Consider the following 25,917-nt stretch of genomic DNA (forward strand, 5'->3'; position numbering starts at 1 on the left):
ATAATAAAAATATGAAATTTAAATTCAAAGCCAAAACAAAAACAGGAGAAACTAGTGAAGGTGTGGTGAACGCAATGAATAAAGACGCCGCCGCCGCTATTTTGCAAAAAAACGAACTCTTTCCGATCAATATTCAGGAAGAGAGTGAGAATGAGTTGATGAAAACTATCAATAAATATTATGACAAGGTGACGGATAAGGACTTGGTAGTTTTTTTTCGCCAACTGGCAATTCTCATCGAGGCACGCGTTCCGATTGTGACGGCTCTCACTGCTATCAGCGAGCAGACGAGCGGTAATTTTTTGAAAATTATCTTGTCCGAGGCAATCAAGGACATCGAAGATGGCGTGACTCTCTCCGACGCTTTTGCTAAGCATATGGATGTCTTTTCCACCCTATCCATCAATATCATCAAAGCAGGAGAGGCTTCAGGTAATTTGAAAAAATCTGTCGAATATGTAGCGGATAATATTGAACGGAACTATGAATTGACCAGCAAGGTTAAGTCGGCCATGATGTATCCAGCTATTGTTTTGGTGGTGTTTTTTGTGATCGGTTTTTTGGTGATCACGCTCATTATTCCAAAGCTAACAGTGATGATTAAAGATCTGAACGCGGAAGTGCCATGGTATACAAATCTGCTTATCAATATCGGTGATTTTATGGCAGTTTATTGGTGGGCAGTCTTGGTGATTATTTCTGGGATAGTTGCCGGCATCGTTTATTACATGAGCACGGTTGATGGCAGGAGAGAGTGGGATCAGATTAAATTAAAATTACCGATCGTGGGCGTGATGTTCCGCTATATATATATCACCAGGTTTTCTGAAAATTTGCAGGTTCTTTTAGCAGGAGGGATTCCTATCATTAAGGCGCTTACAATCGTGAGTGCTGTTATTGGCAATACCGTCTATGAGGAATTGTATCTGCGGACAGCGGAAAATGTGAAAAGAGGACAGAATATGAGCGATATCTTAACTCGGAGTCCGCTTATTCCGCCAATGGTTTCGCATATGATAAAAATCGGAGAAGAATCAGGACAAATTGATTCCGTGCTCGGACATATTACCAAGTTCTATGGGCAAGAGGTGGAGCTGATGGCCAAAAATATGTCTACGCTGATTGAGCCGATCTTGATGATCCTGATCGGTCTTGGTGTTGGCCTTATGGCGGTCGGAGTTTTGATGCCAATCTATAATATTGCCGGTCAGATTAAATAAAAGCAAGAAGTGTGATATGATATCAAAAGGAAAAAACATAGGGCAGGCGCAATCAATGCTTAATGATAAGAACTATGGTTTCACACTGATTGAGCTTCTGGTTGTGATTGCGATTATCGGAATTTTAGCCTCCATTGTGTTGGTCAGCTTGAACAGTGCCAGAGCTAAGGCGAAACAAGCTGAGTTTAAATCTGGAGTATCAAGTTTGAAATCTGCCTATCTCAGTGAGTGTAGTGATTCACTCGGAACAACAACTGCCGTGACTCCACCACCTTCTGTTCAATCCCCGGCCTTTACGGATGAAGAGTGCGATGGAGATGGTGGGTTTTTGGATGCTATTAAGGTGACTCCGACTGATATTAGTGGTGTTCCAGCTACGTGCAAGGGAGCGACGATTACTGTTGAAGGTGCTGATTTCACTAGCGATCCTGATTATTCCTGTCCCTAAAAAAGATTATTGACTGATTTAATATAGGAATAATCTTGCCAGATCCGGCGCAGCCGGTATCCGCCTAAAACGGAATTTGGCAGGAAAAATAAACACTTGGCAAAATCTCGAGTACTCGAGATGGCGCGAGGTAAACTAGAAGGAGAGGTGAAAAAAATGAATACAAATAAAAAAGGTTTTACATTGATCGAACTTTTGATCGTTATCGCGATCATCGGTATTTTGGCTTCAATCGTGTTGGTCAGCTTGAACTCAGCTAGAAATAAAGCTAACGCTGCAGCTATGAAATCATCGCTGTCATCATTAGCCTCAGGAGTGACATTGTGTTGCGATACAACTACCAACACGCTCTACGCAGGCGCTGGAGGCGCAGGTACTGATTTGTGTGTAGGTACTGCTATCGGATCTGCTATGCCAGATACTCTTGATTTGAAGTTGGGTGCCTCAGGTACCGTAGCCTATACAGCACCAGCTGCTGGAAATTGTAATACAGCGACACCTTATATGGTAGCTACTGTTGATAATAGAAATAACACTGCTTGCTCAGGAACCTATTACATTTCTCCAAGTGGAATCAGGAATGGTGGTGTTTATCCTGGAACGAATAATGGTTTTCCATCAGGATGCTAAGCTGATTGAAATTTTCTTTGCTTGCCAATCTGCATATGCATTGGTTGGCGATAAGATCAAAGAGGGTAAGTTTTGCGACTTGCCCTTTTGGTTTTTTTGGCGAAGTAAGCTGTTGTATTTATTCTAAGCCGATGATATAATAAAAACATAAAGACAAGTCTTAATCTCCGATTCTCTAAAATATACTTATTATGCTTATCATCTTTTTTCTTTTTGGATTGATCATCGGCAGTTTTCTCAATGTGGTAGTCTATCGCATCAGGACGGCCGAAACGATTTTGGGGCGGTCGCATTGCGCGCATTGTAAGAAAATGATTCATTGGTATGATAATATTCCGCTAATCAGTTTTGTACTTCTAAAATTCAAGTGTCGAGAATGCGGGGAAAGAATTTCTTGGCAGTATCCACTAGTAGAATTTTTTACCGGCATTGCGTTTATGCTTTTGGGTGGAAAGTTTTTTGTCTTAACTGATTCGGCTACTTGGTTTTTTACTTTCTATTATCTCACAATTGTCTCCGCGTTGATCGTTATCCTTATTTATGATTTGCTTTATTTGGAAATTCCCAGTATCGTGCTTTGGACAACGGTCGGTTTTGCTATTTTTTGCAACCTCTTGATTGATTTTCAAATGGCGAATTTTAATGGCAGTATCCTGAATAATTTGACTTATTCCGGTACGTTGGCTGCTTTTGTGGCGTTCATATCCTTTTTCCTGCTATCTTCTCTTTCCAGGGAAAAGTTTATGGGAATGGGCGATGCTTTTTTGGTCATTCTTATCGGATTGGTTTTGGGCTGGCCCAAAATTCTCTTGGGGCTGTTTTTGGCTTTTGCAATTGGGGCGATTTGTGGTATAGTTTTAGTGAGCCTGAAGAAGAAAAAAATGGGCAGTCAGATTCCTTTCGCTCCATTTTTGGCCGTGGGAGCAATCATTTCGATGCTTTATTACACACCTATCGTTAGTTGGTATTTGAAATTTTTCTAAATGATGCAAGATAAACTAAAAATAAACAGAAAAAAGAGGCAGAAAGGTTTCACTTTTGTTGAGGTGATAATTGTGATTGGTATTGTTGGAATCATGCTTTCAATCGGGTTTGTTTCTTTGCGGCCAGCTCAGGATTTAGCTAAACTCAAGGCGGCACAGTCGGAAGTGGCGGCGGACATCAAGCAAGCGCAGAGTAACGCCTTGCAGGGGAAAATGACAGGAGGATCCGTGCCGAAATATTATGGAGTGCGCTTTAATGCTGATGGGAAAACCTACTATCTCTGCTACAGTAATATTCTAACTAGTTGCAATAATATTATTTATACGCAAAAGTTAAAAGACGGGGTCGCTTCTAATGCTGGCGGAAAAATGATGATGTTTGATGTTCCGAACGGAAATTATAAGTCTGCTGCTTTAGTAATAACCTTTACTCTTAATACAAAAACAAAAACTGTGACAATTGGAGCAAATGGATCAATTGCGCAAAATTAAGTTGAAAAAATGTTGAAAAAAAACAAGAAGCACAATTATGCCGGTTTTTCTTTCATGGAAGTGATGCTTTCAGTGGCAGTCCTGTCGATCGGTGTCATGGGTGTTTTGCCGCTTTTTACTTCCGCACTGAGACAGTCGCTTGACAGTCGCGATCAGATTATTGGAGCTATGCTTGCGCAAGAGGGAGTAGAATTGGTACAAAATCTTCGGGATAATAACTTTAAAAATAGAGTAGATGCATTTTCTGGGGCATTTCCTGCTGATGATACCGTTAATTGTCGGATTGATTTTCAGTCTGCATTAGACTGCTCATCGACATTGTTTAGACTTTATGCTGATAATGTGACAAATTTCTATAAACATTCAACAACTTCCGCAACAATTACAAAATTTCGAAGAAGAGTAAATATAGACTACTCGCTAATTGACGGTTCTGATTCAGATGCTGAAAATGCCGCAAAAGCCAAGGTCTATGTCACTGCGGGTTGGGGGGCCGCTGGACTGCCCAGTTCTCCTAATTCTAGCAATTGCAATACCAATAATAAATGCGCTTTTGCTATTGTAACGTTAACAAAATGGTAAAAAAACTAAAAAAGGGCAGGAAAAATTATTATGGTTTTTCAATGTTGGAAGTAATGATTTCCGTTTCTATTTTTACCGTGGTGATTTTTGCTGTGACTGCTACTTATGCGAGAACTTTTAGCGCTGGCCAGAAAAGTCGCATCGTGCAGCGTAATATGGAAGCAAGTCGCACAGCTATGGAAGCTATGGCTAAAAATATGCGGATGAGTACTAAATTAATGGTGGATGCGACCAAAAAGACAGTAATAATGTTTAATAATTCTCAAGCCACATGCATCAGATATAGCTTTACTGGAGGGAGCCTGACAAGTCTTTTTTATCCTTCAGATCCAGCCTACTCGCCAGGTGATTTGGAATATCCCGATTGTAGTACGGCCAGCGGGACTCCGACTGAGCTAATTTCTGCGGATGTGGATGGAATTTTTGAGGTTACGCCGACTTCGGCTACTCCCAAAGTCGTAGGCAAGGCAACTGTCCTACTCAATATTGGCAATGGTGTGGATGCCCAGCATATCCAAACCAGTATTTCTTTCCGAGATTTTGACTACGAATAGCTATCTATGTTTGCTAGTCTCCACGCTGGATATTGTGATAAGAGTGAAATAATTAATTTAAATTTTTCAAAGGAGTCCCGGTCTTTTTTTAGGGCCAGAACTTCAAAATAAAAAGATGCCAACAAAAAAGTTTAAAGCTTCTATCTTGGTAGTTACGATGATGATTTTGGGTATCATGCTTGTAACTGCGCTATCTGTTTCCTTGGTTTCCATCAAAGATCGCCAAGCTTCCATGGGGGAGAGTAAGTCTACCCAGGCCTTCCAAAACGCCCAGAGTGGAGTGGAGCTGGTGATGCGACAAATCACCGAAGGAGGGCATAGCACAGTGGGTGATATCTGCGGTACAGCTGCTTTTATGGATACCGCTGGTGTGGGTTATGATATAGTATTAAAAAAAGAGGATGACTCAGACCTGAGTTGCACAACTGATGCACTCAGTCCAATATCTGAAATAGCTTCTATTAAATCAATCGGCACCGGCTCCGGAGATCAACGCGCGATTGAGGCGGCAGTGGCGGCAACCAGTCTGACGTGGACAAATCTACCGCTTGAAACGGCAGCCGGATGGGTTAATTATAATACTGGACACCAAGTAGCTCAATATGCGATAGATAGCAGTACCGGGCTGGTGTATTTGCGCGGATTGGTTGTGCATAAAACTGGTGCTAGTGTTACAGCGGCCACTGGCGTTTTTGCTACAATTCCAACATCTAATTGTCGTCCTTTAAAAAGACTAACGTTTCCTGCTTGGGCGAGTATTGGTGGAGCCTATACAGCGGGAAGGATAGACATTTTACCGAATGGCAATTTACGCCAAGAAGCTGCTAATAATGGATTTGCAACTCTTGACGGGATAGTTTTTTCTACCGACTAAATTTGCTTTGTGGCTCCGGAGGTAGGCGCCTCCGGAGCTTTTTTTTGTGTGCTATAATTAAATATATGAATAAATCCGACCAACAAACGAAAGAGCGCATCGAGAAGCTTTCGGCGGAAATCAACAAATTGCGCTACGAATACCATATTCTGGACAAACCTGATCTGACCGATGAGGTCTATTCGTCGTTGATGGCGGAACTCAAAGAGCTGGAAGAAAAATATCCAGAGTGGAAATTTCCCGATTCTCCGACGCAACGGATCGGCGGGCGACCGCTCGACAAGTTTCAAAAAGTCTTGCATAAAACCCGACAGTGGTCGTTTGATGATGCGTTCAGTTTTGAAGAAATCGGAAAATGGGAAGAGAAAATATTGCGCTTAATTTCAAAATCTAAAGTTGAGGATGAAAAACTAGATTACGTCTGCGAGTTAAAAATTGATGGCCTAAAAGTGATTTTGACCTATGAAAATGGCAATTTTGTGCGCGGGGCGACGCGGGGCGATGGGATGATCGGCGAGGATGTGACTGAGAATCTGAAAACTATTTTCAATATTCCCTTGAAGCTAAAAAAGGCCATAACGTGTATCGTGGTGGGAGAGTGTTTTATGGGAAAAAAGGAATTGGCGCGGATCAACAAATTGCGTGCGAAAAAAGGCGAAGCGCAGTTTGCCAATTCGCGCAACGCCGCTGCCGGATCGATCCGCCAATTGGATCCAAAAATCGCTTCCGAACGTCGGTTGGAATGTTTTGTGTATGATATTGATCAAATACACCTCACCCTTCCACCTTCGCCACTTGGCGAACGCGGAATCTCCTTAGTAAGGAGAAGGGGTGAAGAGTATATTAAAATACCAGAAACACAGATTGAGGAACTGGAATTGTTGGAAGAGTTGGGTTTTCGTGTGAATGAAAATTATCGTTTGTGTGAAAGCATCGAGGAGATTGAAAATTATTACGAGGAATGGACGAGGAAAAAAGACAAAGAAGATTATGGGATTGATGGTGTCGTGATTAAGATCAATTCGCGGTCGTTGCAAGAAAAATTGGGTTATACGGGAAAATCTCCCCGTTGGGGCATCGCCTATAAATTTCCGGCGGAAAAAGTTACCACGGTGGTGGAGGATATTTTGGTACAAGTCGGTCGGACCGGAGCGCTCACGCCCGTCGCGCATCTGCGTCCGGTGCTTGTTGCTGGTTCGATGGTTTCGCGCGCGACACTGCACAACGAAGATGAAATCCGGCGCTTGGATGTGCGGATCGGGGACACGGTCGTCGTGCAAAAAGCGGGCGATGTTATCCCGGAAATCACAGAGACCTTGGTGGGTTTGCGCACGGGAAAGGAAAAAATATTTTCCATGCCCAAAACCTGTCCGATCTGCGGGGGACCAACAGGCAAATTTCCAATTTCCAATTTCCAATTTCCAAATAAATCTCAAATATCAAAATCCAAAAAAACAAACCAAAAAGAAGAAAGAATGGGGGTGGCTATGTATTGCTTGAATCCCAAGTGTTTTGCAGTTGAGATCGAAAAAATCATCCATTTTGTTTCCAAAAAAGGGTTCAATATTGATGGCTTGGGAGAGAAAATTGTTGAGCAATTAGTGAATGAAGGCGTGATTGCCAACGCAGCGGAAATTTTTGAATTGAAAAAAGGTGACTTGGAGCCATTAGAGCGCTTTGCGGAAAAATCTGCTGACAATCTAATTGTGGCAATCGAAAAAAGTAAAAAAATAACTTTACAAAAATTTCTCTATGCACTGGGGATTCGGCATGCCGGGGAAGAAACAGCAGTTTTGATTGCTGAAGCAATCAAAACTGAATTTCTAATTTCTAATTTTGAATTTCTAAACAATTCCCAATTATCAAATTTCAAATTTCAAAACCTAGCAGATATTATTAATTATTTTCCATTAATTTTGAAAGAAGATTGGGTAAAAATTAAAGGTATTGGAGAAAAGTCGGCGGAGAGCTTGGTTCAATGGTTTGCAGATGCGGAAAACATGAAAATGCTGGAAAAAATGCGGGATTGTGGCGTGGAAATTATCGTAGAGACGAGGCACGCCTCGTCTGAGCAGAAATTGCAGGGAAAAACCTTTGTGCTTACTGGAGAAGCGGGAAACTTTACAAGAGATGAGCTTAAGGATATGATTAGAAAAGCAGGAGGAAGCGTGTCTTCTTCCGTCAGCAAAAAGACTGATTTTGTTTTGGCTGGATCTAGTCCGGGTTCGAAATATGCCAAAGCAAAAGAGTTGGGAGTGAAAATTATTGATGAAAAAGAATTTAGTAAAATGCTAAAATTATGATCAGTAAAGACGAAGTCAAACACATTGCCAGTTTAGCCAGAATCGGTCTAGAAGAGAAAGAGATTGAAAAATTCTCTCATGATTTGTCGTCGATTTTGGATTGGATCAAACAACTCGAAGAAGTGGATGTGGCTGGAGTTCTTCCAACAGCACACATCACAGGAATGAATAATAATAGTCGTGAAGATAGGACAGATGAATTTTTAAATAAAGAAAAAATCGTGGAACTTTTTCCGGAGAGTAGGAATGGGTATGATAAGGTGAAGAGCGTACTATAATAATTTTTAATTTTTAATTTTTAATTTTGTAAATAAATCTTAATTTTTAATGTTTAAACCAGCGTAAACAAGTTGGTTTAAAAATTCTAGCATTAAAAATTATTTAAAAATTACAAAATTACAAAATTACAAAATTATTATCAGATGATAAGAGAATTGCATAATAAATTAGTTAACAAAGAAATAACTTCTGTTGATTTAACGCAACAGTATTTCGACGTGATTGAAAAAAAAGACAAAGATATTTTTGCCTATCTAACTTTGACCAAAGATTTAGCTTTAGTCCAAGCCAGGGCAGTCGATGAGAAAATTGCGCGCGGCGAAAAAATAGAATTACTTGAGGGAATTCCAGGAGCAATCAAGGACAATCTTTGTATTGCCGGGGTGCGGACAACTGCTTCTTCTAAAATTCTAGATAATTATATCGCCCCCTACGATGCGACAGTAATTGAAAAGCTGAAAGAAGCTGGCGCGGTATTTCTGGGAAAGACCAATCTGGACGAATTTGCGATGGGATCCTCGACGGAAAATAGCGCTTATGGCCCGACTAAAAATCCGCGTGATTTGACGCGTGTGCCAGGCGGTTCATCAGGTGGATCGGCAGCGGCCGTGGCATCAGGCGAGGCTGTTTGGGCATTAGGAACGGACACGGGCGGATCAATCCGTGAACCAGCTTCCTTTTGCGGGTTGGTGGGACTGAAACCAACCTATGGCCGTGTTTCTCGTTATGGGGCAATTGCCATGGCATCGAGCCTTGATCAGATCGGACCAATCACGAAAACCGTCGAAGACGCGGCAATCGTTCTGAGCATCATTGCCGGGCAAGATAAAATGGATGCAACAAGTGCGCATAGCGCGGGTAAGGATTATACGAATTATCTGACCGGAGAAGTGAAGGGTCTGCGGATCGGGATCGTATTGGAACATATCTCCGGATTGGGCGAGCAAGAACAAAAATCGATCAACGCCGTGGTTGAGACTTATAAAAAACTGGGCGCAGAAATCGTAGAGATTGAATTGCCTCATTCCAAATATTCTCTGGCGACCTATTATATCATCCAGCCTTGTGAAGTCAGTTCCAATTTGGCGCGTTATGATGGCATTCGCTATGGACTTTCGATCAACGATGAAAAGGATGAGGTGAATTCCAATCTTTCGGAAAACGGACTGCCAAAGAAATTATTGGAAACGTATCTTGACTCTCGTCACTATGGTCTGGGCAAGGAAGTGCAGAGGCGGATCATGTTGGGAGCTTATTCGCTTTCCTCCGGGTACTATGATGCCTATTATCTCAAAGCGCAAAAAGTACGGACACTAATCAAACAGGATTTTGAGAAAGCGTTCGAGAAAGTCGATTTGATTCTCATGCCAACCGCGCCGACCCCCGCTTTTAAGATCGGTGAAAAAACGCAAGACCCGTTGGAGATGTATCTAGCTGATATGTTTTCTATCACCGCCAATATTGTCGGAGTGCCGGCAATTTCCCTGCCTGCTCCGGAAGTTGAAGTTGATAATAAATCACTTCCGTTCGGATTTCAATTGATGGCCAAATGGTTTGATGAAGAAAACCTGCTCCGCGCGGCGCATGCTTACGAGATCAATAAATAATTTTTACCAAAATAAAAATGGACGTACTTTTGGAAAATTTTTCCAGCGGACTCATTGCTCTAGCAAAAGCTTTTTCCACCTCAATGACTTTTGCGGCTATCAAACTGTTTTTGGAAGTTTATGTCATCGTGATGTTTGTTGATCTTGTGTTAATGCTCAAACAGCGCGGTTTGGGCGCTGACATCAGGGATACTCTGGTCGGAATGAATATTCCGTCAGAGTTCGGAAATCGAAAAAATAAGTTGCGGGCCAAATGGGCGAAAGTAAGGGTGAGGCTTGAGAGCAAGAACGAATCAGAATATAAGGTGGCGATAATTGAGGCGGACAACATCATTGATAATCTTGTCGCTCGGATGAATTATAAAGGAACAAATTTGACTGAGCGGTTGGACAGTATCACTCCTGGGCAAATTGAAAATATCGAAGATCTGCGCAAAGCGCATGAAATTAGGAACCGGATCATCCATGACGAAACTTTTGTCCTCACTAAAGCAGAAGCGGAAAAAATCTTCGGGTATTATGAAGATTTTCTGCGATTTTTCATGGTTTTGGATTAAATCACTGCTTTGTTGACGTTTGGTTTTTTTTGGGTTAGAATGGATAATAGTTCGAAAAAGATAGCGGGATGGAGCAATGGCAGCTCGTCTGGCTCATAACCAGAAGGTTGTAGGTTCGAATCCTACTCCCGCAACATAGTAGTATTTGGTATCCTGACGTATCTGGCATTGTTTTTTTACTGCTAAATACAAATTACAAAATACCGGACACTGATGAGGCAGGGTAGCTCAGCCGGTTAGAGCGCAGCACTCATAACGCTGAGGTCGTGAGTTCGAGTCTCACCCCTGCTACAAAAAAAATTAAAATTAAAAAATCAAAGTGAAAAATTTAGGAAAATTGTCGCGAAGCGACTCCTTATTTTTTCATTTTGAGATTTGCATTTTACATTTGCAACGGGGGCGTAGCTCAGTTGGTTAGAGCGACTGCCTGTCACGCAGTAGGTCACCGGTTCGAGTCCGGCCGTCCCCGCAGTTGATTTAGTGGCTTAATTCAGGCCTCTTTTTCGATGGGGAAAACGGTGCCTCGAACATTATTCCGATCTAGTTGACAAAATCGACTTTTCGCGGTAGAGTGTTAAATCAGAATATGACGGCACATTAACAACATTCAGCGCATATTTGCGCTTTTAGCTTATCTAGGGAGGGAGAATATGAACGCTGTGAAATTAAGAAGATTTTCCAAGTTTGGAGCGGTTTATTGCTTGGTTGTGGCGATAATATGGTCATTTGACTATATCTATATGCCGTGGCTGGCAATTAAGTTCCAATACTTTGCGACTATTCCGCTTTTCTTTTCCATTTTGCTGGCTTGCTGGGGCGGATTATATCTATATGATTTTTTTGATGAAGATGTTTTTTTTATCAGGAAGATTCGACCTTGGCTGGAAAGGAAAAGCTCATGGAAGTTAATCGAATGGACAAAGCGGATGATCCGCCAAAGTCCCAATGCGACTTTTGTTGCCATTTCGGCTTGGTGGAGTCCCTTGCATGCCTATCTTTTTTTCAGAATGGAAGGGGACAATTCTGCGGGGGCTTTGGTGAAAATTATTGAAGGATCAATCTATTGTGCCATTTTTTGGAGCATCGTGATTGATCTTATCGTTTTCATTTGGGAATATACAAAAATATGGCTTAAAATATAGCTGTGGCTTTCTGCCAAAAGGGGGTGATTATGCAAGTATTCTTAACAGGTGCAACTGGGTTTTTGGGCGGAGAGCTTCTCGTATTACTCTCCAAGGATGAAAGGATCGATAAAATTTATTGCCTTGTAAGGGCGACCGATAGTATTGAAGCAGACAAGCGATTGGTAAGAGTTTTTGCTTTTCATGATGATTATTTTGACCGAAAGAAAATAATTCCTATACCCGGTGATTTATCAAGGGAATTCTTGGTTGATCAGATGGAGGCAATGGAAGAATTGTGTGACGTGGATACGATTATCCATGCCGCCGCCGATACTTCATTTGCTCCCAGTCACAAAGACAATATTCAGCAAGTGAACATCATCGGGGCTAGTAATGTTGCCAAGTGGGCAGCCAGACTTCCTAATCTGAAAACTTTCGTGTATGTGGGAACTTCCTGGATATGCGGATGTGATAAGCCTCATCGCATTGTCCACGAAGATGAATCTCCGAACATTGAATACAGCCAGCTCGTTGAATACAGTCGCAGCAAATCGATTGGTGAAATCAATATTCGAAAAATGATTCCGGCGGATAAACTTCTAGTGGTGCGGCCATCCATTATTATGGGCGACAGCAGAGCTTGGGCGCCCAGATCGTTCGTCATCAGTTGGGCGATTGCGGCTTTCAATCTACTAAGGCTGGTTGCGATGGATTCCGAAGCATTTTGCGACATAATTCCCATCGACTATGCCACTAAAGCGATTGCAGAGTTGCTTTTTTCTCAAAGGAGTTTCAATACCTATCACATTTCATCCGGAGTAAATACATCCACTAATATGAATTTACTTTTGAATGCAATCGGTGCTGATGATAATCGACCAGGGTTTCATTTTGTGGATTACTCCTTAATGAGACAGATGCAGCTTTTTTCCAAAAGGCAGTTAACGGACATGGCTGGTTTGAAAGATTGTTCCGAGTATTTGGCTTATTGGGGCAAAACATTCAATGGTGACAATGCTCTCCGCAGATTGCTCTGGGCAGTTAACTATTATTATCAGTTCGTAAACTTGAGTTTGGTTTTTGACAATACCAGACTACTCAAGGATACAGACATCGGTTTCTCAGAGCCTGCTCATCGGTATATGGGAAGAAACAGGGAACAGCTCAGAAAGATTGACATTATTGGCGGATCGCTTGATCCATGAAAAAATTGTCATAACAAAAACGAAGGGAGTGTGGATAAAAATTCACCCTCCCTTTAATATTGTATAAATTTTCAAAATGTAGTATTATTTAGGCACAAAAAATAAACAATAAAACTATAATTGCCACATGTGCGATACAAGTGTTTTTTTGAAGTTAGGAATATATGCGAACTATATTTCTATTCCTCCGATAGTAGTTCTTTTGTTACTGGGATTATTAATTCTTTTTTCTGATTTTAAAAAGACAGCAAACAGAATTTATTTCATAATTTCCATTTTTTTGATTGTTTGGATAACTTCGGATTTTTTGAGTTATAAACTTTCCAGCCCCGTAGGCGTTTTGTGGGCAGATAGAATATCTTCACTAGGGTTATTTGCAGGGGCATTCTTTGTCCTTTTTATTTATCTGTTTCCGGAGAAAGAAAAAATACCGAGAAAAATTTTGTATTATGTGTTTGTTCCGCTTTTACCTTTTTTCTTTTTAGTCCCAACGGATTTTTATGAAACGATTGGCCCCGCGCCTAGCTGTGATACTTTAGCTGGGCCAGCGTATATAATAATGGCAGCCATTCTTTTGTATGACATTATTTTGGGGATCTTCTTTTCTGTTAAAAAAATTAAGCTCTTGGACGAAAATCAAAAAAAGCAGTTTAAAATATTTGCCACAGGGTCTCTGCTTATGATATTTCTGGGCGGAATGATAGATGTGGTGCCGTCTATCTTTGATAATGCAACTATAGTGCTTTTCACTCCCTATTCCTCACTTGTATTTGCCTTATTTGGAGCCTATGCCATGGTTAAATATAAAGCGTTAAATGCAAAAGTTCTCGCTGCTCAAATGCTAGTAGTATCTTTGATAATCCTAATAGGTTCGCAATTATTTTTTATAACTAATCCGATCAATCGCGGTATAACAATAATCACTTTATTTATTGCTACAGTTTTTGGTTGGTGGCTGGTAAATTCAGTTAAAAAAGAGGTCAAGCAAAAAGAAGCCCTGGAGTTTGCCAATGAAGAATTGAAGCGGATGGATCAAGTCAAAAACGAGTTCATCAATATCGCCTCGCATCAGTTGCGCACCCCCGTCACTGTCATTAAAGGCACAATCGCAATGCTGATCGATGGGACGATGGATTCTTTTGATGCCGAGACCAAAAAGAAATTTTATGCTGGCGCTCAATTCAAGTGCAAGAAGCTGGAGGATATTATAAATGACATCCTAAGTGCTACTGCGCTGACAAACAAAAAGTTCAACGCCATGGATACGGAAGTGGAAAAAATTAACCTCAGGGAATTTTTTGACAAGATGATTGACGGCTTCAAGCCAGAAACAATGGAGCGGGAGATCGAATTGTCCCTGGGAAAGTTAGATAAATCTACACCGGATATTTTTGGACAAAAACAATACCTGGAGGAAGTTTTTTCTAATTTAATTACCAATGCTATCAAATACACACCTTCTCCCAAAATGACTCCGGATATTCGGGATAAGAGAGCCGGGAAAGCAATTATTAAAATCAACAGTCGCAAAGAAGGGGAAAATATTATTTTTTCTGTCAAAGACAATGGTATCGGTATTCCCGTCGAAGCCATCCCGAATTTATTTCAAAAATTCGTGCGAGCAAAAAACGCTGTGGATATGTATACTGACGGAACAGGACTCGGGCTATTTATTATCAGAGAAATTGTCGAAGGTCACGGCGGAAAAGTTTGGGTAAAATCCCAATTAGGCAAAGGCTCGGAATTTTTTGTGCAACTGCCAATCAAGCCTGTCGGCAAAGTAGATATTAAGGAATATATCAAAGAGAGAGCGGAAATTAAAATGTAATTTTTAGCCAAAGCGTATGATTAATAATAAGATTAAAGTTCTATTTGTTGAAGATGATCCGGAACAAGTGTTTCTTTTTAGTAAAGTTTTTGACATCAAAGGTCTTCTTACTATGCCGGCCACTACGAGTGAGGAGGTTTTTAAAGTAATTTCTTGGGATAGGCCGGACATTGTGCTTTTGGATGTGATGCTCCGCAATGAAAACGGATTGGATATTATGGAAAAACTAAGGAATGATTCCCGCGTGAAAGGCGTGCCAATTTTTGTTTTTACTAATACTGACAAAAAAGAATACAAAGATCGAGCGGAAAAACTGGGAGCGGAGGATTATATTATCAAAGCCAATACTACTCCGCAGGAAATGGTGGAGCGGATAAAGAGGTTTGTGAAAGATGGGGGTGTTATCTGATATATATATATATTTATTATACTAGGCTAAATTGATCAAGGACACTTCATGGGAGAGGCTAAGTCCCCGATTGGGGATTTAGCCTCTCTCAATCTCAAATATTAATTTTTATGGTGGCTGTTAATATGTGGAAAGGAATTGCACTTCAAAATGGAATTTAAGGATACGATTAAGGATACGATTATTGACAAAAAGGAGCATTTCATGTTAGTATGATTTGATTTTGAATGTAAGCTTGCTTATTAAAAAGGGAAGGTTGATTGTGCGAAAATTATTAAGCGAGATTGGTTAATTGAATTATTTTCAATTTATTTTTCCCCAAGCTGGTATATTATGAAGAGCAAAAAAAGTTTAGACTGGGAAGAGGAAGAAATAGGATCATATTTGAGCTCTACTGGCATAATAAAAGGGTGCTGTTTTGTTTTTAAAATAGACAGGGGGATTGAAAGCAAAAACTACATCATCAGTGTTGGAAACAGGAGCAATTATAAATATCTATTGAAGATTTATTCAGAAAATAGTTATGGAGAAATCTTATATGAAATAGAGATTTTAAATAAATTAAACTCTTGTTTTGAGAAAAAATTTTTCCCGATTATTTCTAAGGAAGTATTCTTTATTGATAAAAAACCAAGTATTCTTTTGAAATATATCAAGGGTAATATTCTTTCAAAGAAAGAAATCTCTCCCAGTCTTGTTAGGAAGATAGCTAAAAAACAAGCAAGCATGCATCTTTCCCTTGCTGACTTTAGGCCTAAGCATAAGAGAACAAGACTTTCAATTTATAATTTTAGTTTTGCTGATTTTAATTTGGGCAACATCAATGACTCGCGTAAAAAAATATTGCAAAAAGAAGTTGGCGAGCTTAAGCAAGAAATTTGTCTATTTGAAAAAATAAAATTTAGAAAATCCATTATACATGAAGATTTGAGCATGGAAAATATAATTTTGACTAAAAATGACGGAGTTAGTTTTATTGATTTTGGCGAGTCTCACTATGCTGAAATGATTAGTGATGTAGCGATAGCAATAAAAGAAATAATTATAAGAAACAAGGGAGTCGATTTTGGTTTGATGAGGGATTATTTGGATTCATATCGGAAAACTATCAGTCTAGCTAAAGAAGAAGTGGGAGCTTTACTATTTTTATTAAAAAGACGGACAGCATTTATGCTGGCTTATCTTTTGAATAAGCAAGGGCTGGATAATGAAATTGAATTTACGAAAAAGATTGATGAAGAAATTCGAATGTTGAAATTATTGCGTAAGAATAGCCAGCTTATAAAAAATTTTATCAAAAACTATGAGTAAAACAAGAGGTTTGATTTTAGGAAAGTTTGCGCCATTTCATGTGGGACATGAGCGCCTCATAGAGACTGCCCTAAAAGAGGTTGATGACCTTTGTGTCATTGTGTATGATTGTCCTAATTTGACTAATATACCATTAAATGTGAGAGCTAATTGGATTCGTCAATTTTTTCCTCAAGTTTTTGTTATTGAAGGATGGGACGCTCCAAATAAACATGATGATACTGTTGAGGTAAAAAAAATGCAGGAGAATTATGTCCAAAAAGCGCTTAATGGAAAAAAAATTACCCACTTTTTTTCTTCTGAATATTACGGTGAACACATGAGTAAATTTTTGGGAGCTGTTGATAGGAGGCTTGACAGGCACGATCCTAGACAGGGCTATCTTACGACCGCTACAATGATAAGAAATGGAAATAATTTGAGTAAACATTTTTTGAGCGCGGTCGTGTATGGGGACATGCTAATTAAGGTTGCATTCGTTGGTGTTCCATCCCAAGAGCAATCAAAATTAGTAAGTTATCTTGCTAAAAAGTTGCATACGTCATACATAGAAGATAATATGCTAATGTCGCTTGGAGTAAAGCAAGACAAGGATAATAAACACAAAAAAATTATTCCCGATTTTTATAAAATTGCCAATAAAAAATATGAACTTGCGAATAGGGAATCTAATATATTTTCTGCAAAAGAATATCTGGTTTATAATTCAACAGGGTTTGTTGATCATTTATTGTCGGTAGCTACGCATGGCCGATTTAACAAGAAAATGTACGATCTTTTTTCTGAGGACATGAGTAGTTATGACTTGGTTCTTGTAAATAATAACCCCAAAAAAAGTATTGGTAAATCGCTGGATATTGATGATTCAATCTTTCTCAATCAATTGATTGCAAACCTCGATACAATAAATGTCAATTATCGATTACTGTCGGGAACATTTAGGGAAAAGTTAGCAATTTCTGAAAAATTAATAAATGCAGTTAATAAAAAATTTAATTTAAAATAATATGAATTATTTAGCCGGCAATACAAATTCACCTATTCCAATACCATCGCATTATCCGAGTGACATTGTGGGCGGAAATGGCCCATATGTTGTAAATAAGGGAGGTGATAAGTATATCGACTTGTGGATGGGTTATGGAGCGCTTCTTTTTGGACATGCAGACCAGGAGATAGTAGAAATAATCAAGAGTAATATAAGCAATGGCTGGTTTTTTTCTTACCAAACATTACTAGAGAAAGAGTTATCCGAAATTATACACAACATAATTCCAAGCGCCGAAAAGATTAGATTCGCAACGACCGGATCGGATGCGGTTGCATATGCGATAAGAGCATCAAGAGCGTATACGGGTAGAAAAAAAATCTTATCTATAGTTGGAGGCTACCATGGTGTCCACGAACAAATGATACCAAGCGATGGGACGATCGGTGAATCAGGTCTAGACCTAGTTCCATTTAACGATATTGATGCCGTTGAGGAAAAATTAAAAGATAATGAATATGCGTGTTTTTTGCTTGAGCCGATTCTGGCGAATTCTGGTTGTACACCGCCAAAAGAAGACTATCTTAATAGGGTGCGACAAGCTTGTGATAAGACTGGAACTATTTTGATTTTTGATGAGATTGTTACTGGATTTCGAATTAGTATTCATGGTGCGCAAGGATTTTTTAATGTAACTCCTGACATATCTTTATTTTCTAAGGCGATTGCTAGCGGATTTCCTCTCTCTGTTATATGTGGAAAAGAAAAGATAATGGAAACCTTTATTCCGACGGGCACTGTTTTTTTTGCTGGTACTTTCAATGGAAATCCCTTGTCGCTGATTGTTGCTAGAACGGTAATAGGAAAATTGCAAAATGGTAATATGCATAAAAAAAGTAAAGAAATTGGTGATGATTTAAGAAAATATATAACAGAGCAAATGGATAGTTTGAATATACCTGGATGCGTTCAGGGAATATTATCCATGCTAACTGTGGCGTTTGGTTGTAGTAGTTTTAAGCAAGGCATTAAATTGGAGCGCTGTGATGTTGGAGCTTATGGCTTTTTTATTGAAGAGATGGCTAAAAGAAGAGTCTTATTGCCTCCTCTACAAACTGAAACAATTTTTTTGTCTCCAGTTCATGAGTGTGTATTGGGTGAAATAAAAATCGCTATAAAACAGTCCCTCGAAGAAATGAAAAAAATTTATTATAAGAATGCATAACAATTTTTAAATATTAACATTATGAAGAAAAAAGATCTGCAATTAAAGCTTCTGAATGAGACTCTGCGGGTAGCTAGAAAATCAGCTTTTTATAAAGACAAGCTTCTTAAATATCCAAAGAAAATAAATGATGTTGCTCGGTTAGCAGAATTTCCATTCACAACAAAAAAAGAATTGAGGGAATGCTATCCCTTTGGCACGCTGGCGGTACCAGTTAGTGATGTTATTGAGCTACATACTAGTTCTGGCACGACAGGAAAAGCTACGCTGTCTTTTTATACTAAAGAGGATTTAAAAAATGGATCAAAAGCAATCGCGCAGGCCTGGAAGTGTTTTGGGGTGAATGAGAATAGCCGCGTGCAATTTATGATGAGTTATGGGCTATTTAGTGGTGCAACTCTCAATACCTATGCGATTCAAGAGCTTGGCGGGTTAGTGATACCTGCCAGTATCCAATCAGCCGAAAAGCAAATACAAATGATGTTAGATTTTAAAACGGATACTATCGTTGGAACGGTGGGTTATTACTTTTACCTTCTGGATTATTTGAATGAAAATAAAATTTCACTTGAACAGTTTTCTCTTAAGCGCGGTATAATGGCTGGCGAAATATATTCTGATAAAATCCGGGAGGAGATTGAGCGTAAATTTAATATAAAAATATTTGATCACTATGGATTATGTGAAGTCAATACCGGCATAGCATATGAATGTGATTTTAGGACGGGACTACATATTTTAGATGAGTATGTTTTGCCGGAAATTATTGATCCGGAGAGTGGTGAGGTTTTGCCTATGGATAGCGAGGGCGAGCTGGTGCTCACTACATTAAAAAAGAATGCGTCGCCACTAATACGGTATCGTACCGGCGATATTACGTCGATAAAATCAGGCAAATGTCCTTGTGGTAGGAATTCTGTTCGAATAGATAGGATAAAGAGAAGGGTCGATGATCTCTTGTTTATCAAGGGAATAAAGGTTGATCCATATGAGCTAAAAGATCACATTTTTGAAATTGCGAGCGAGTATATTTATGGTGATATAAAAATAAAAATACGGAATGATTTTAAAAATTATAGGCCAGAAATATTAGTTAGTTTAAAGGAGTTATCTAATGTAACCATTTTAAATTTTATAAAAAAATCATTAAAGGAAAAAACATTACTGAGTTTTGATATTAAGCATGTTGACCGCGATTATTTTCAAAGGGGGTCAAATAATAAAGTTAAATTTGTCGAATATATTGACAAGGGGTAATTTTATACTATGAGCAATTATAAAATTAAAGATAAAAAAGCCATCAGGGGAATTATACGGGAGCTGATAGGAATTCTTAAGAAAAATAAGAAAGATCTTTTTGCTTTAAATAAGATATGCACGCAAGATGCTCTGTGTTGGATAAAAGAAGATTGGGAAAACGTTATTGATTATTTGAAAAACTATGAAAGAAATAATGAAAAAAATTTTTCAAAAAAAATAAAACCAAAGGGATCCGTTTTGATAATTCTTTCATATAATGAACCGTTGTTATTATCAATAATACCAATATTGAATGCTTTGATTGGTGGCAATAGCGTAAAGCTTAAACCTAGCAGGAAGGCACGAGAAATTATTAAAAAAATCTGGCTAGATTCCGGTATAATATTGAAATATAATTTAGATTTAGTGATCTTATTCGACGTTGCTCCTCAGTTGGTTGGACAGCAAATCAAACTGGTCAATGCGGTTTATTTTTTTGGGGGACATGATGTTGCTAGAGAGATATCGAAATTATGTGCAGATAATTTTGTTGAATTTTTTCCAGAAATTGAAACGGCTGATTGTAAGGTGTTAAATATGAAAAGCAGAAAAGACTTTAATCTGGAGCGAGATATTTCGTTAACCTTGCGTGAGTCTTTTTCTCACGCCGGACAGATCTGTCATAGGATCCAGGGGGTTGTCATAGTGGGTAGTTTATATCATCAATATGTTGACTCATTGAAAAAGCAATTCTTAGTATTGGGCGGTAGCAACTCGCAATGTTTTACTGAAGATTATAAAATAGATAGGGATTATTTAAAAAAGGCTATATGTGATATTGAAGATGCTCATCCGGAAGAATTGATTTGTAGCAACGAGGAGATTGGTATACCACTGTTAGTAGTTTCGCCAGAAAAAGATTGCGAATTTGTCAAAAAAGCATATTTTTTACCTATACTTTGGGTTATTGGTTTTAATTCTGAAAAAGAATTATTGACCTTTTTAAATTCTAGAAAATATTACCTAGGATTAAATATTTTTAGTGATGACAATGCGTTTGTGGAGTTTATTATTGGGAGTACAAAATTTAGCCGTTATACAATTAATACAGCGCATACTAAAATAAGATCTTATGAGGGCTGGGGAGGTGTTTGGCCAAGTGGTTATGGCGGATATAAAAGTTGGCTTGAACATTTTACTAATCCCTATACTATTGTGCGAAAATAATTTTTTTACTTAATATTACTCGGCTATTTATTGAAATAGATATCCGAGTTAGCCTTAAGTAGTGGTTAATTGTTTTCTTGGTTAGACGAGTTCTTTTAAAAACTATTGCAATTGATAGGTGGGCAGTGTACATTGCCTGGTCTTGTTTCTCGAAATAGCTTATTTTGACATCATTGTCTTTTATCGATATACTAGCTATTGTAAACTTATTACATTAAACCTTGGAGGGAACAAATGAAAGAAACTAAACTAGTATTAGAAGAATCCCGAGTGGATGGAATTCTTAATCGGGGCGTAATCGTTGAAGTTCTGCCAACTAAGAAAGAATTTCGTGAGCGTCTTCTCAGTGGAGACAAAATGAAATTCTACATTGGTGCCGATCCTACATCAACCTCACTTCATCTTAGCCATGCTAAAAATTACATGCTTTTAGAAGATTTTCGCCGTCTTGGCCACGAGGTAATAGTGTTATTCGGCGATTTCACTGCTAGAATCGGTGATCCAACGGATCGTGCTACAGCAAGAAAGCAGCTTACGCGTGAAGAGGTCTTGGCTAATGTGCAAGACTGGATAAATCAAATCCGGCCACTTATGGATTTTGATGCCAAAGAAAATCCTCCACGTATAGTTTACAACCATGATTGGTTGTCTAAGTTAACAATGGAGGATGTGGTTAATCTGGCTTCAAATATGACCGTTCAACGTATGTTAGAGCGCGATATGTTTGAGAAAAGAATGAGGGAAGAGAAGCCGATTTTTCTCCACGAATTCATGTACCCGCTTATGCAGGGCTTTGACAGTGTAGCTTTGGAAGTTGATGTAGAGCTTTGTGGCACGGATCAGACTTTTAATGCGTTAGTTGGAAGGACTTTGCTTAAGAAGCTCAAAGGTAAGGATAAATTTGTGGTAGCTGTGCATTTAATGGAAAACCCTGTCACGGGAGAGTTGATGTCTAAGAGTCGCGGTACCGGCGTGTTCTTAAATTCAACACCGTTTGATATGTATGGCTCAATTATGGCTCAGTCCGATGAAATGACGCAGCATTTCCTTATTTGCAATACCAGGATTCCGTTAGATGAAGTAAAAAAAATACTTCAAGCTAAAAATCCTCGTGACGCAAAAATGATTGCTGCCTATGAAGTTACAAAGGTATTTCATGGCGAGGATGCTACTAAGGAAGCACAAGACAAATTTATCCGATTAGTTCAAAAAAAAGAATTTGCAGAAGACGTGCCCGAGGTTGTCATTACCAACCCCTCTATAGGCTTGTTTGATCTTCTACGCAAAGGTCTTAATGATGACTATAGCAACACAAAAATTCGTCAGTTAATAAGGCAAAAATCTGTGAAAATTAATGGCGAAGTTGTGGATGTTCCCGATGAAATCATACATTTAAGCGGAGCAGTTAATGTCCGTGTTGGTAAAAAAGTGTGGTTTAAAGTTGTTCGATAAGTTGTTTGAATATGGATGATTCGATGGCTCAGTTTCTTTATCAGAAGCTGAGCCTATTTTTTACAAAAATTTATATTATTTATTTGCGCAAGCATAGTTTGGTAGGTTGGTCTTATTCAAGAGAAAGATATATGCTATACTAAAAACATTGGAAAGAAAATCATCTATATTGGCTTGAAGAGAACCCCCTTTATTTGCTAGAAAGATTATTCACTAAAAAGATAAAGAATAACATTCAGCATCTTAAGCTTGAATATTTTGCCGACAGAGAGGGGTTCTCTCGCGTTCCAACGCAGAGTCGTTAGAACGCCTCTTTCTTAAATTGTTATTGTAATAAAAAACAGTATGTTACCACAAAAACTAAATCCAGGCGACACCGTCGTAATTGTTTCTCCGTCTTGGGGTGGGCCAAGTGTTTTTCCGCATGTCTATGAAAATGGACTTAAAATTTTAACAGAGTGGGGACTGAAAATTAAAGAATATCCGACAGCGAGGGCTGATGCGGGATATCTTCGGAAAAATCCAGAGGTTCGTGCAAAAGATATTAACAACGCTTTTTCTGATCCGGAAGTAAAAGCTATTTTTACCTCAATTGGCGGTGATGATTCGGTTAGAATTTTGCCTTATCTCAATAAAGAAACTATCAAAAATAATCCCAAAATACTCATGGGTTTCTCTGATACGACAACGCTTCATGCATTTTGTAATCAATTGGGGTTGGTCACTTTCTATGGACCATCAATTATGGCGGGGTTTTCTCAGATGAAAAATTTACCGGAAAGTTTTGAATGCCATGTCAGGGAGATGTTATTTGAATCGAAAGATGATTATGAGTATATTCCCTATGGAGAATATGCCGAAGGCTATTTTGGCTGGTCAGATAAGAATATTGTCGGTAAAACTAAGGAGCTTAAGAAAGAAAATGATGGCTGGAAATTCCTGCAAGGCTCAGGCATTATTCGGGGAGAATTGTTTGGTGGTTGCATCGAAGTTTTGGAAATGATGAAGGGAACGGAATTTTGGCCACAGCCAGAATTTTGGAATGGCAAAATTTTAGTATTAGAAACATCTGAAGATAAACCGACATATTCTCAGGTTGGTTGGATGCTTTTAAATTATGGCATGCAAGGTATATTTGATCGAATCGGTGGTATTGTTATAGGAAGAGCACGAGATTATTCTGCGGAAGAAAAATTAGAGTTGGAGAAAAAAATTATTTCAGTTGTCAGAGATGAATTTGGTCGAGCAGACCTATCAATTATTGCTAATATGGATTTTGGCCATACTGATCCGCAATTTGTTTTACCATTGGGAGCAAAAGCGGAAATCGATTGTGATAATAAGAAGTTTAAAATAGTCGAACCTTGCTTGAAGTAGCTTCTTAAAAAGAGTATCCTAAAAACAGAAGCAGGCCTATTTCATCTAAAAGGAGGTGAGGAGTATGCTTATTGACTCAACCGATCGTGATGCAATGTCTGATGCCAGACTTGCGCATACGCATCCAGAGGCTTATGAGGCCAAGATGAAGGCAAGAGCCGAATGGAATCCCATAGGAGATCTCATTAATTTTCTCAGAAGGCTAATTGCCAGAAAAGGAAAGTGAGATCCAAGGCGTTCGGGTGTGTAAACACCGCCCGAACGCATTTTTTTTTAAGAAAAGAGACAATCGATCGTCTTGGTTTTCAAAATAAGACACATACTGTCTCGTGTCTCATTTGTCTCATTTCACCTTTGAAATTGCGACCGAGGAGCCTCAAAAACCACTTTGCCCAAGACCTCTAATAAATCCCTCAACGGCCTTATTCTTGAAAGTTCTAGACCGAGGATGCCCGCCAAAGAAAATGTAGGTCATCCCGCCAAGGCGGGGCCGTCCCCGCAAATAAAAATAAGGCTAACCCGCCTTATTTTTTTGTATTTTTTTGAAATTTATCTTCAAACTGATTAGAAGATAATTATTTATTGACACCTATGGTATACTGAAACATATAATTTAAAAGAGCTAAATTTTAATTCATATGGCAGAATTCAATGGTGGATTTCTTGAAAAATCTAACAAGATCAATGGAATATCGGAAGCGGAACGCGCTCCAAAAGGAGAGTTGGTTAATTTTCAGGAATTATCTCAAAAACAGGAAAATTTTTTGATAGATCGAATCGAGAAGAGCGAAGGAAAGATAATCGTTTTTATTCATCCGCATTATTCAGAGAAAGAATCAATTCATACGGATATAGGATTTGTGAGCGCGGATAGTTTGAGAGGTATGAGGGAAGCATTGCCAAGATTACTTGCCGGTCAAAAAGAAGGTCATCCTCCAATTTTTATTTTCCATGATGCAAATAAGGTGGTAGAGTTGGAAGGTTTGTTAAAGGAAAATTTATTCACGGACGCATTTGTCGTAGGAACACATCCGGATGATCCCACTCCGGAACAGAGTAGTTGGGAAGAGCTTCTTGAAAAATTAAAATCCGTCGGTACCAAGACGGTTATTTTGGCTGGCATGAATCTTGTTATCAGCTGGCCAGATGGCAACGGTGAGCCTGAATTGGCGGGCTGTGTAATGGAGGCAGCCAAAGAGTTTTCAAAGGAGTTTCTGGTTAGTATGTCACGGCGCGTTTATCCTAATACTAGAGAAGATTATCATCGTTATGGCGGTCCGACTGGGGCTAATAAATAAGTATTACCAATTAATAATAAAATCGTGTAGTCGGGGGCTATGATTGAGGACTCGTAGCCCCTTCTTTTTATATAGGTTAGCTAATACAATAGAGATATGAAAATCATTTGCATCTTATTCCACGTCGGAAAAAAGAAAAGCGAAATAACCCAAGATTCGCGGTGGCGTCTTTTGGCTGGGGCTGAATTAGCCAAGAAAAATGAAAAGGCACTGGTTCTATTTGTGGGAGGCGGAGGATTGGAAATTTTCGGAGCAGAACTCTTGAAAGAGTTTTGGGTTAAAAATTTTCCAGAAATTAAAAATGAATATTTTGTGCTAAATTCGTCCAACAATACTTTTGATAATCTCAAGGAAGTGCAAAGTTTTCTTGTAAAGAAAAGCATTTCTTTTCCCGAAGTTAATATTATCAGCAGTCTGTATCACCAAGAGCGATTGCAAAAAATTGCTAGCAAGTTAAATTCAAAAGCGACAATCTTGTCAGCTGAAGAGATTTTAATTTCAAAAAATAAGCAAATCGATGAGGTGAAAAAATATTTGAATTCAGCGGAGTACAGAAAAAAGATTTTTCTGGAATGGATTTTGAGAGCTTGTTTGTTTCTGGATTCAAAACAAAGAATGATCCGCGCCTGGCGTTGGTTTAGCTATAACCGATAGGAGCTAGCAACCTTTCATTAGGACTTTCATTCTTTCTACTTTCACTCCGAT

26 protein-coding genes and 3 tRNA genes are annotated in these 25,917 nt (G+C 38.9%); all 29 read left to right on the plus strand.

What is annotated here, in order from left to right:
- Positions 1-11 precede the first annotated feature (11 nt).
- Entirely contained in the window at positions 12-1,220 is a 1,209-nt protein-coding gene (locus WC848_06490; GenBank protein MFA5962303.1) for a type II secretion system F family protein, read from the plus strand.
- Between the two features lie 16 nt (positions 1,221-1,236).
- Positions 1,237-1,668, plus strand: coding sequence for a type II secretion system protein (locus tag WC848_06495; GenBank protein ID MFA5962304.1), 432 nt, complete (start codon positions 1,237-1,239; stop codon positions 1,666-1,668).
- Positions 1,669-1,824: 156 nt separating this feature from the next.
- Positions 1,825-2,298, plus strand: coding sequence for a type II secretion system protein (locus WC848_06500; protein ID MFA5962305.1), 474 nt, complete (start codon positions 1,825-1,827; stop codon positions 2,296-2,298).
- A gap of 191 nt (positions 2,299-2,489) precedes the next feature.
- Positions 2,490-3,281 carry a prepilin peptidase gene (locus WC848_06505; GenBank protein MFA5962306.1) on the plus strand — a complete coding sequence of 264 codons (792 nt, stop codon included), beginning with the start codon at positions 2,490-2,492 and terminating at the stop codon, positions 3,279-3,281.
- A gap of 3 nt (positions 3,282-3,284) precedes the next feature.
- Positions 3,285-3,773, plus strand: coding sequence for a prepilin-type N-terminal cleavage/methylation domain-containing protein (locus tag WC848_06510; GenBank protein ID MFA5962307.1), 489 nt, complete (start codon positions 3,285-3,287; stop codon positions 3,771-3,773).
- A 9-nt stretch (positions 3,774-3,782) separates the two neighbouring features.
- Positions 3,783-4,355 carry a prepilin-type N-terminal cleavage/methylation domain-containing protein gene (locus tag WC848_06515; protein ID MFA5962308.1) on the plus strand — a complete coding sequence of 191 codons (573 nt, stop codon included), beginning with the start codon at positions 3,783-3,785 and terminating at the stop codon, positions 4,353-4,355.
- Positions 4,349-4,909 (plus strand): prepilin-type N-terminal cleavage/methylation domain-containing protein, encoded by a 561-nt coding sequence (locus WC848_06520; protein ID MFA5962309.1) that lies wholly within the window; start codon positions 4,349-4,351, stop codon positions 4,907-4,909. The genes WC848_06515 and WC848_06520 overlap by 7 nt, the downstream gene beginning before the upstream one ends.
- A gap of 115 nt (positions 4,910-5,024) precedes the next feature.
- Entirely contained in the window at positions 5,025-5,783 is a 759-nt protein-coding gene (locus tag WC848_06525) for a hypothetical protein (protein ID MFA5962310.1), read from the plus strand.
- Between the two features lie 65 nt (positions 5,784-5,848).
- On the plus strand, positions 5,849-8,086 hold the full coding sequence (gene ligA / locus WC848_06530; protein MFA5962311.1) for an NAD-dependent DNA ligase LigA: 2,238 nt from the start codon (positions 5,849-5,851) through the stop codon (positions 8,084-8,086).
- Complete coding sequence (gene gatC, locus WC848_06535) at positions 8,083-8,364, plus strand: Asp-tRNA(Asn)/Glu-tRNA(Gln) amidotransferase subunit GatC (protein ID MFA5962312.1); 282 nt, start codon at positions 8,083-8,085, stop codon at positions 8,362-8,364. The genes ligA and gatC overlap by 4 nt, the downstream gene beginning before the upstream one ends.
- A 144-nt stretch (positions 8,365-8,508) precedes the next feature.
- Positions 8,509-9,972, plus strand: a complete 1,464-nt coding sequence (gene gatA / locus WC848_06540; GenBank protein MFA5962313.1) for an Asp-tRNA(Asn)/Glu-tRNA(Gln) amidotransferase subunit GatA — start codon at positions 8,509-8,511, stop codon at positions 9,970-9,972.
- Positions 9,973-9,989: 17 nt separating this feature from the next.
- Positions 9,990-10,529 carry a hypothetical protein gene (locus tag WC848_06545; protein ID MFA5962314.1) on the plus strand — a complete coding sequence of 180 codons (540 nt, stop codon included), beginning with the start codon at positions 9,990-9,992 and terminating at the stop codon, positions 10,527-10,529.
- A gap of 62 nt (positions 10,530-10,591) precedes the next feature.
- A tRNA-Met gene (locus WC848_06550) sits at positions 10,592-10,663 on the plus strand.
- 83 nt (positions 10,664-10,746) lie between these two features.
- Positions 10,747-10,820: transfer RNA gene (locus WC848_06555), tRNA-Met, on the plus strand.
- A 104-nt stretch (positions 10,821-10,924) separates the two neighbouring features.
- A tRNA-Asp gene (locus WC848_06560) sits at positions 10,925-10,998 on the plus strand.
- Between the two features lie 181 nt (positions 10,999-11,179).
- Positions 11,180-11,671, plus strand: a complete 492-nt coding sequence (locus WC848_06565; GenBank protein ID MFA5962315.1) for a hypothetical protein — start codon at positions 11,180-11,182, stop codon at positions 11,669-11,671.
- A 29-nt stretch (positions 11,672-11,700) separates the two neighbouring features.
- Entirely contained in the window at positions 11,701-12,858 is a 1,158-nt protein-coding gene (locus WC848_06570) for an SDR family oxidoreductase (protein MFA5962316.1), read from the plus strand.
- 559 nt (positions 12,859-13,417) lie between these two features.
- On the plus strand, positions 13,418-14,686 hold the full coding sequence (locus WC848_06575) for a HAMP domain-containing sensor histidine kinase (protein ID MFA5962317.1): 1,269 nt from the start codon (positions 13,418-13,420) through the stop codon (positions 14,684-14,686).
- 16 nt (positions 14,687-14,702) lie between these two features.
- Complete coding sequence (locus tag WC848_06580; protein ID MFA5962318.1) at positions 14,703-15,095, plus strand: response regulator; 393 nt, start codon at positions 14,703-14,705, stop codon at positions 15,093-15,095.
- Between the two features lie 333 nt (positions 15,096-15,428).
- Positions 15,429-16,406, plus strand: a complete 978-nt coding sequence (locus tag WC848_06585; protein ID MFA5962319.1) for a phosphotransferase — start codon at positions 15,429-15,431, stop codon at positions 16,404-16,406.
- Positions 16,399-17,412 carry an adenylyltransferase/cytidyltransferase family protein gene (locus tag WC848_06590; protein MFA5962320.1) on the plus strand — a complete coding sequence of 338 codons (1,014 nt, stop codon included), beginning with the start codon at positions 16,399-16,401 and terminating at the stop codon, positions 17,410-17,412. The genes WC848_06585 and WC848_06590 overlap by 8 nt, the downstream gene beginning before the upstream one ends.
- A gap of 1 nt (position 17,413) precedes the next feature.
- Positions 17,414-18,619 carry an aminotransferase class III-fold pyridoxal phosphate-dependent enzyme gene (locus WC848_06595; GenBank protein MFA5962321.1) on the plus strand — a complete coding sequence of 402 codons (1,206 nt, stop codon included), beginning with the start codon at positions 17,414-17,416 and terminating at the stop codon, positions 18,617-18,619.
- A 21-nt stretch (positions 18,620-18,640) separates the two neighbouring features.
- The gene (locus tag WC848_06600; protein ID MFA5962322.1) at positions 18,641-19,876 is read left to right on the plus strand and encodes an AMP-binding protein; all 1,236 of its coding nucleotides are present in this window, start codon (positions 18,641-18,643) and stop codon (positions 19,874-19,876) included.
- A gap of 9 nt (positions 19,877-19,885) precedes the next feature.
- Entirely contained in the window at positions 19,886-21,085 is a 1,200-nt protein-coding gene (locus WC848_06605) for an aldehyde dehydrogenase family protein (GenBank protein MFA5962323.1), read from the plus strand.
- Between the two features lie 234 nt (positions 21,086-21,319).
- Positions 21,320-22,537 carry a tyrosine--tRNA ligase gene (gene tyrS / locus WC848_06610; protein ID MFA5962324.1) on the plus strand — a complete coding sequence of 406 codons (1,218 nt, stop codon included), beginning with the start codon at positions 21,320-21,322 and terminating at the stop codon, positions 22,535-22,537.
- Positions 22,538-22,882: 345 nt separating this feature from the next.
- A complete protein-coding gene (locus WC848_06615) occupies positions 22,883-23,914 on the plus strand; it encodes a S66 peptidase family protein (GenBank protein MFA5962325.1) in 1,032 nt (343 codons plus the stop codon).
- Positions 23,915-23,978: 64 nt separating this feature from the next.
- Positions 23,979-24,140 carry a hypothetical protein gene (locus tag WC848_06620; protein ID MFA5962326.1) on the plus strand — a complete coding sequence of 54 codons (162 nt, stop codon included), beginning with the start codon at positions 23,979-23,981 and terminating at the stop codon, positions 24,138-24,140.
- Between the two features lie 412 nt (positions 24,141-24,552).
- On the plus strand, positions 24,553-25,212 hold the full coding sequence (locus WC848_06625) for a hypothetical protein (GenBank protein ID MFA5962327.1): 660 nt from the start codon (positions 24,553-24,555) through the stop codon (positions 25,210-25,212).
- A 96-nt stretch (positions 25,213-25,308) separates the two neighbouring features.
- Positions 25,309-25,866, plus strand: coding sequence for an ElyC/SanA/YdcF family protein (locus WC848_06630; protein ID MFA5962328.1), 558 nt, complete (start codon positions 25,309-25,311; stop codon positions 25,864-25,866).
- Positions 25,867-25,917: the final 51 nt, after the last annotated feature.

The organism is Parcubacteria group bacterium (genome assembly GCA_041659505.1).
Taxonomy (GTDB): domain Bacteria; phylum Patescibacteriota; class Minisyncoccia; order Moranbacterales; family UBA2206; genus UBA9630.

What these genes read in the sequence shown, in the direction of transcription:
- WC848_06595 (MFA5962321.1), top strand. Translation starts at nt 17,414, where the DNA reads ATGAATTATTTAGCCGGCAATACAAATTCACCTATTCCAATACCATCG.
- WC848_06605 (MFA5962323.1), top strand. Translation starts at nt 19,886, where the DNA reads ATGAGCAATTATAAAATTAAAGATAAAAAAGCCATCAGGGGAATTATA.
- gatA (MFA5962313.1), top strand. Translation starts at nt 8,509, where the DNA reads ATGATAAGAGAATTGCATAATAAATTAGTTAACAAAGAAATAACTTCT.
- WC848_06615 (MFA5962325.1), top strand. Translation starts at nt 22,883, where the DNA reads ATGTTACCACAAAAACTAAATCCAGGCGACACCGTCGTAATTGTTTCT.
- WC848_06545 (MFA5962314.1), top strand. Translation starts at nt 9,990, where the DNA reads ATGGACGTACTTTTGGAAAATTTTTCCAGCGGACTCATTGCTCTAGCA.
- WC848_06490 (MFA5962303.1), top strand. Translation starts at nt 12, where the DNA reads ATGAAATTTAAATTCAAAGCCAAAACAAAAACAGGAGAAACTAGTGAA.
- WC848_06520 (MFA5962309.1), top strand. Translation starts at nt 4,349, where the DNA reads ATGGTAAAAAAACTAAAAAAGGGCAGGAAAAATTATTATGGTTTTTCA.
- ligA (MFA5962311.1), top strand. Translation starts at nt 5,849, where the DNA reads ATGAATAAATCCGACCAACAAACGAAAGAGCGCATCGAGAAGCTTTCG.
- WC848_06585 (MFA5962319.1), top strand. Translation starts at nt 15,429, where the DNA reads ATGAAGAGCAAAAAAAGTTTAGACTGGGAAGAGGAAGAAATAGGATCA.
- WC848_06510 (MFA5962307.1), top strand. Translation starts at nt 3,285, where the DNA reads ATGCAAGATAAACTAAAAATAAACAGAAAAAAGAGGCAGAAAGGTTTC.
- WC848_06590 (MFA5962320.1), top strand. Translation starts at nt 16,399, where the DNA reads ATGAGTAAAACAAGAGGTTTGATTTTAGGAAAGTTTGCGCCATTTCAT.
- WC848_06515 (MFA5962308.1), top strand. Translation starts at nt 3,783, where the DNA reads ATGTTGAAAAAAAACAAGAAGCACAATTATGCCGGTTTTTCTTTCATG.
- WC848_06600 (MFA5962322.1), top strand. Translation starts at nt 18,641, where the DNA reads ATGAAGAAAAAAGATCTGCAATTAAAGCTTCTGAATGAGACTCTGCGG.
- tyrS (MFA5962324.1), top strand. Translation starts at nt 21,320, where the DNA reads ATGAAAGAAACTAAACTAGTATTAGAAGAATCCCGAGTGGATGGAATT.
- gatC (MFA5962312.1), top strand. Translation starts at nt 8,083, where the DNA reads ATGATCAGTAAAGACGAAGTCAAACACATTGCCAGTTTAGCCAGAATC.
- WC848_06505 (MFA5962306.1), top strand. Translation starts at nt 2,490, where the DNA reads ATGCTTATCATCTTTTTTCTTTTTGGATTGATCATCGGCAGTTTTCTC.
- WC848_06570 (MFA5962316.1), top strand. Translation starts at nt 11,701, where the DNA reads ATGCAAGTATTCTTAACAGGTGCAACTGGGTTTTTGGGCGGAGAGCTT.
- WC848_06495 (MFA5962304.1), top strand. Translation starts at nt 1,237, where the DNA reads ATGATATCAAAAGGAAAAAACATAGGGCAGGCGCAATCAATGCTTAAT.
- WC848_06630 (MFA5962328.1), top strand. Translation starts at nt 25,309, where the DNA reads ATGAAAATCATTTGCATCTTATTCCACGTCGGAAAAAAGAAAAGCGAA.
- WC848_06500 (MFA5962305.1), top strand. Translation starts at nt 1,825, where the DNA reads ATGAATACAAATAAAAAAGGTTTTACATTGATCGAACTTTTGATCGTT.
- WC848_06565 (MFA5962315.1), top strand. Translation starts at nt 11,180, where the DNA reads ATGAACGCTGTGAAATTAAGAAGATTTTCCAAGTTTGGAGCGGTTTAT.
- WC848_06580 (MFA5962318.1), top strand. Translation starts at nt 14,703, where the DNA reads ATGATTAATAATAAGATTAAAGTTCTATTTGTTGAAGATGATCCGGAA.
- WC848_06575 (MFA5962317.1), top strand. Translation starts at nt 13,418, where the DNA reads ATGGCAGCCATTCTTTTGTATGACATTATTTTGGGGATCTTCTTTTCT.
- WC848_06625 (MFA5962327.1), top strand. Translation starts at nt 24,553, where the DNA reads ATGGCAGAATTCAATGGTGGATTTCTTGAAAAATCTAACAAGATCAAT.
- WC848_06620 (MFA5962326.1), top strand. Translation starts at nt 23,979, where the DNA reads ATGCTTATTGACTCAACCGATCGTGATGCAATGTCTGATGCCAGACTT.
- WC848_06525 (MFA5962310.1), top strand. Translation starts at nt 5,025, where the DNA reads ATGCCAACAAAAAAGTTTAAAGCTTCTATCTTGGTAGTTACGATGATG.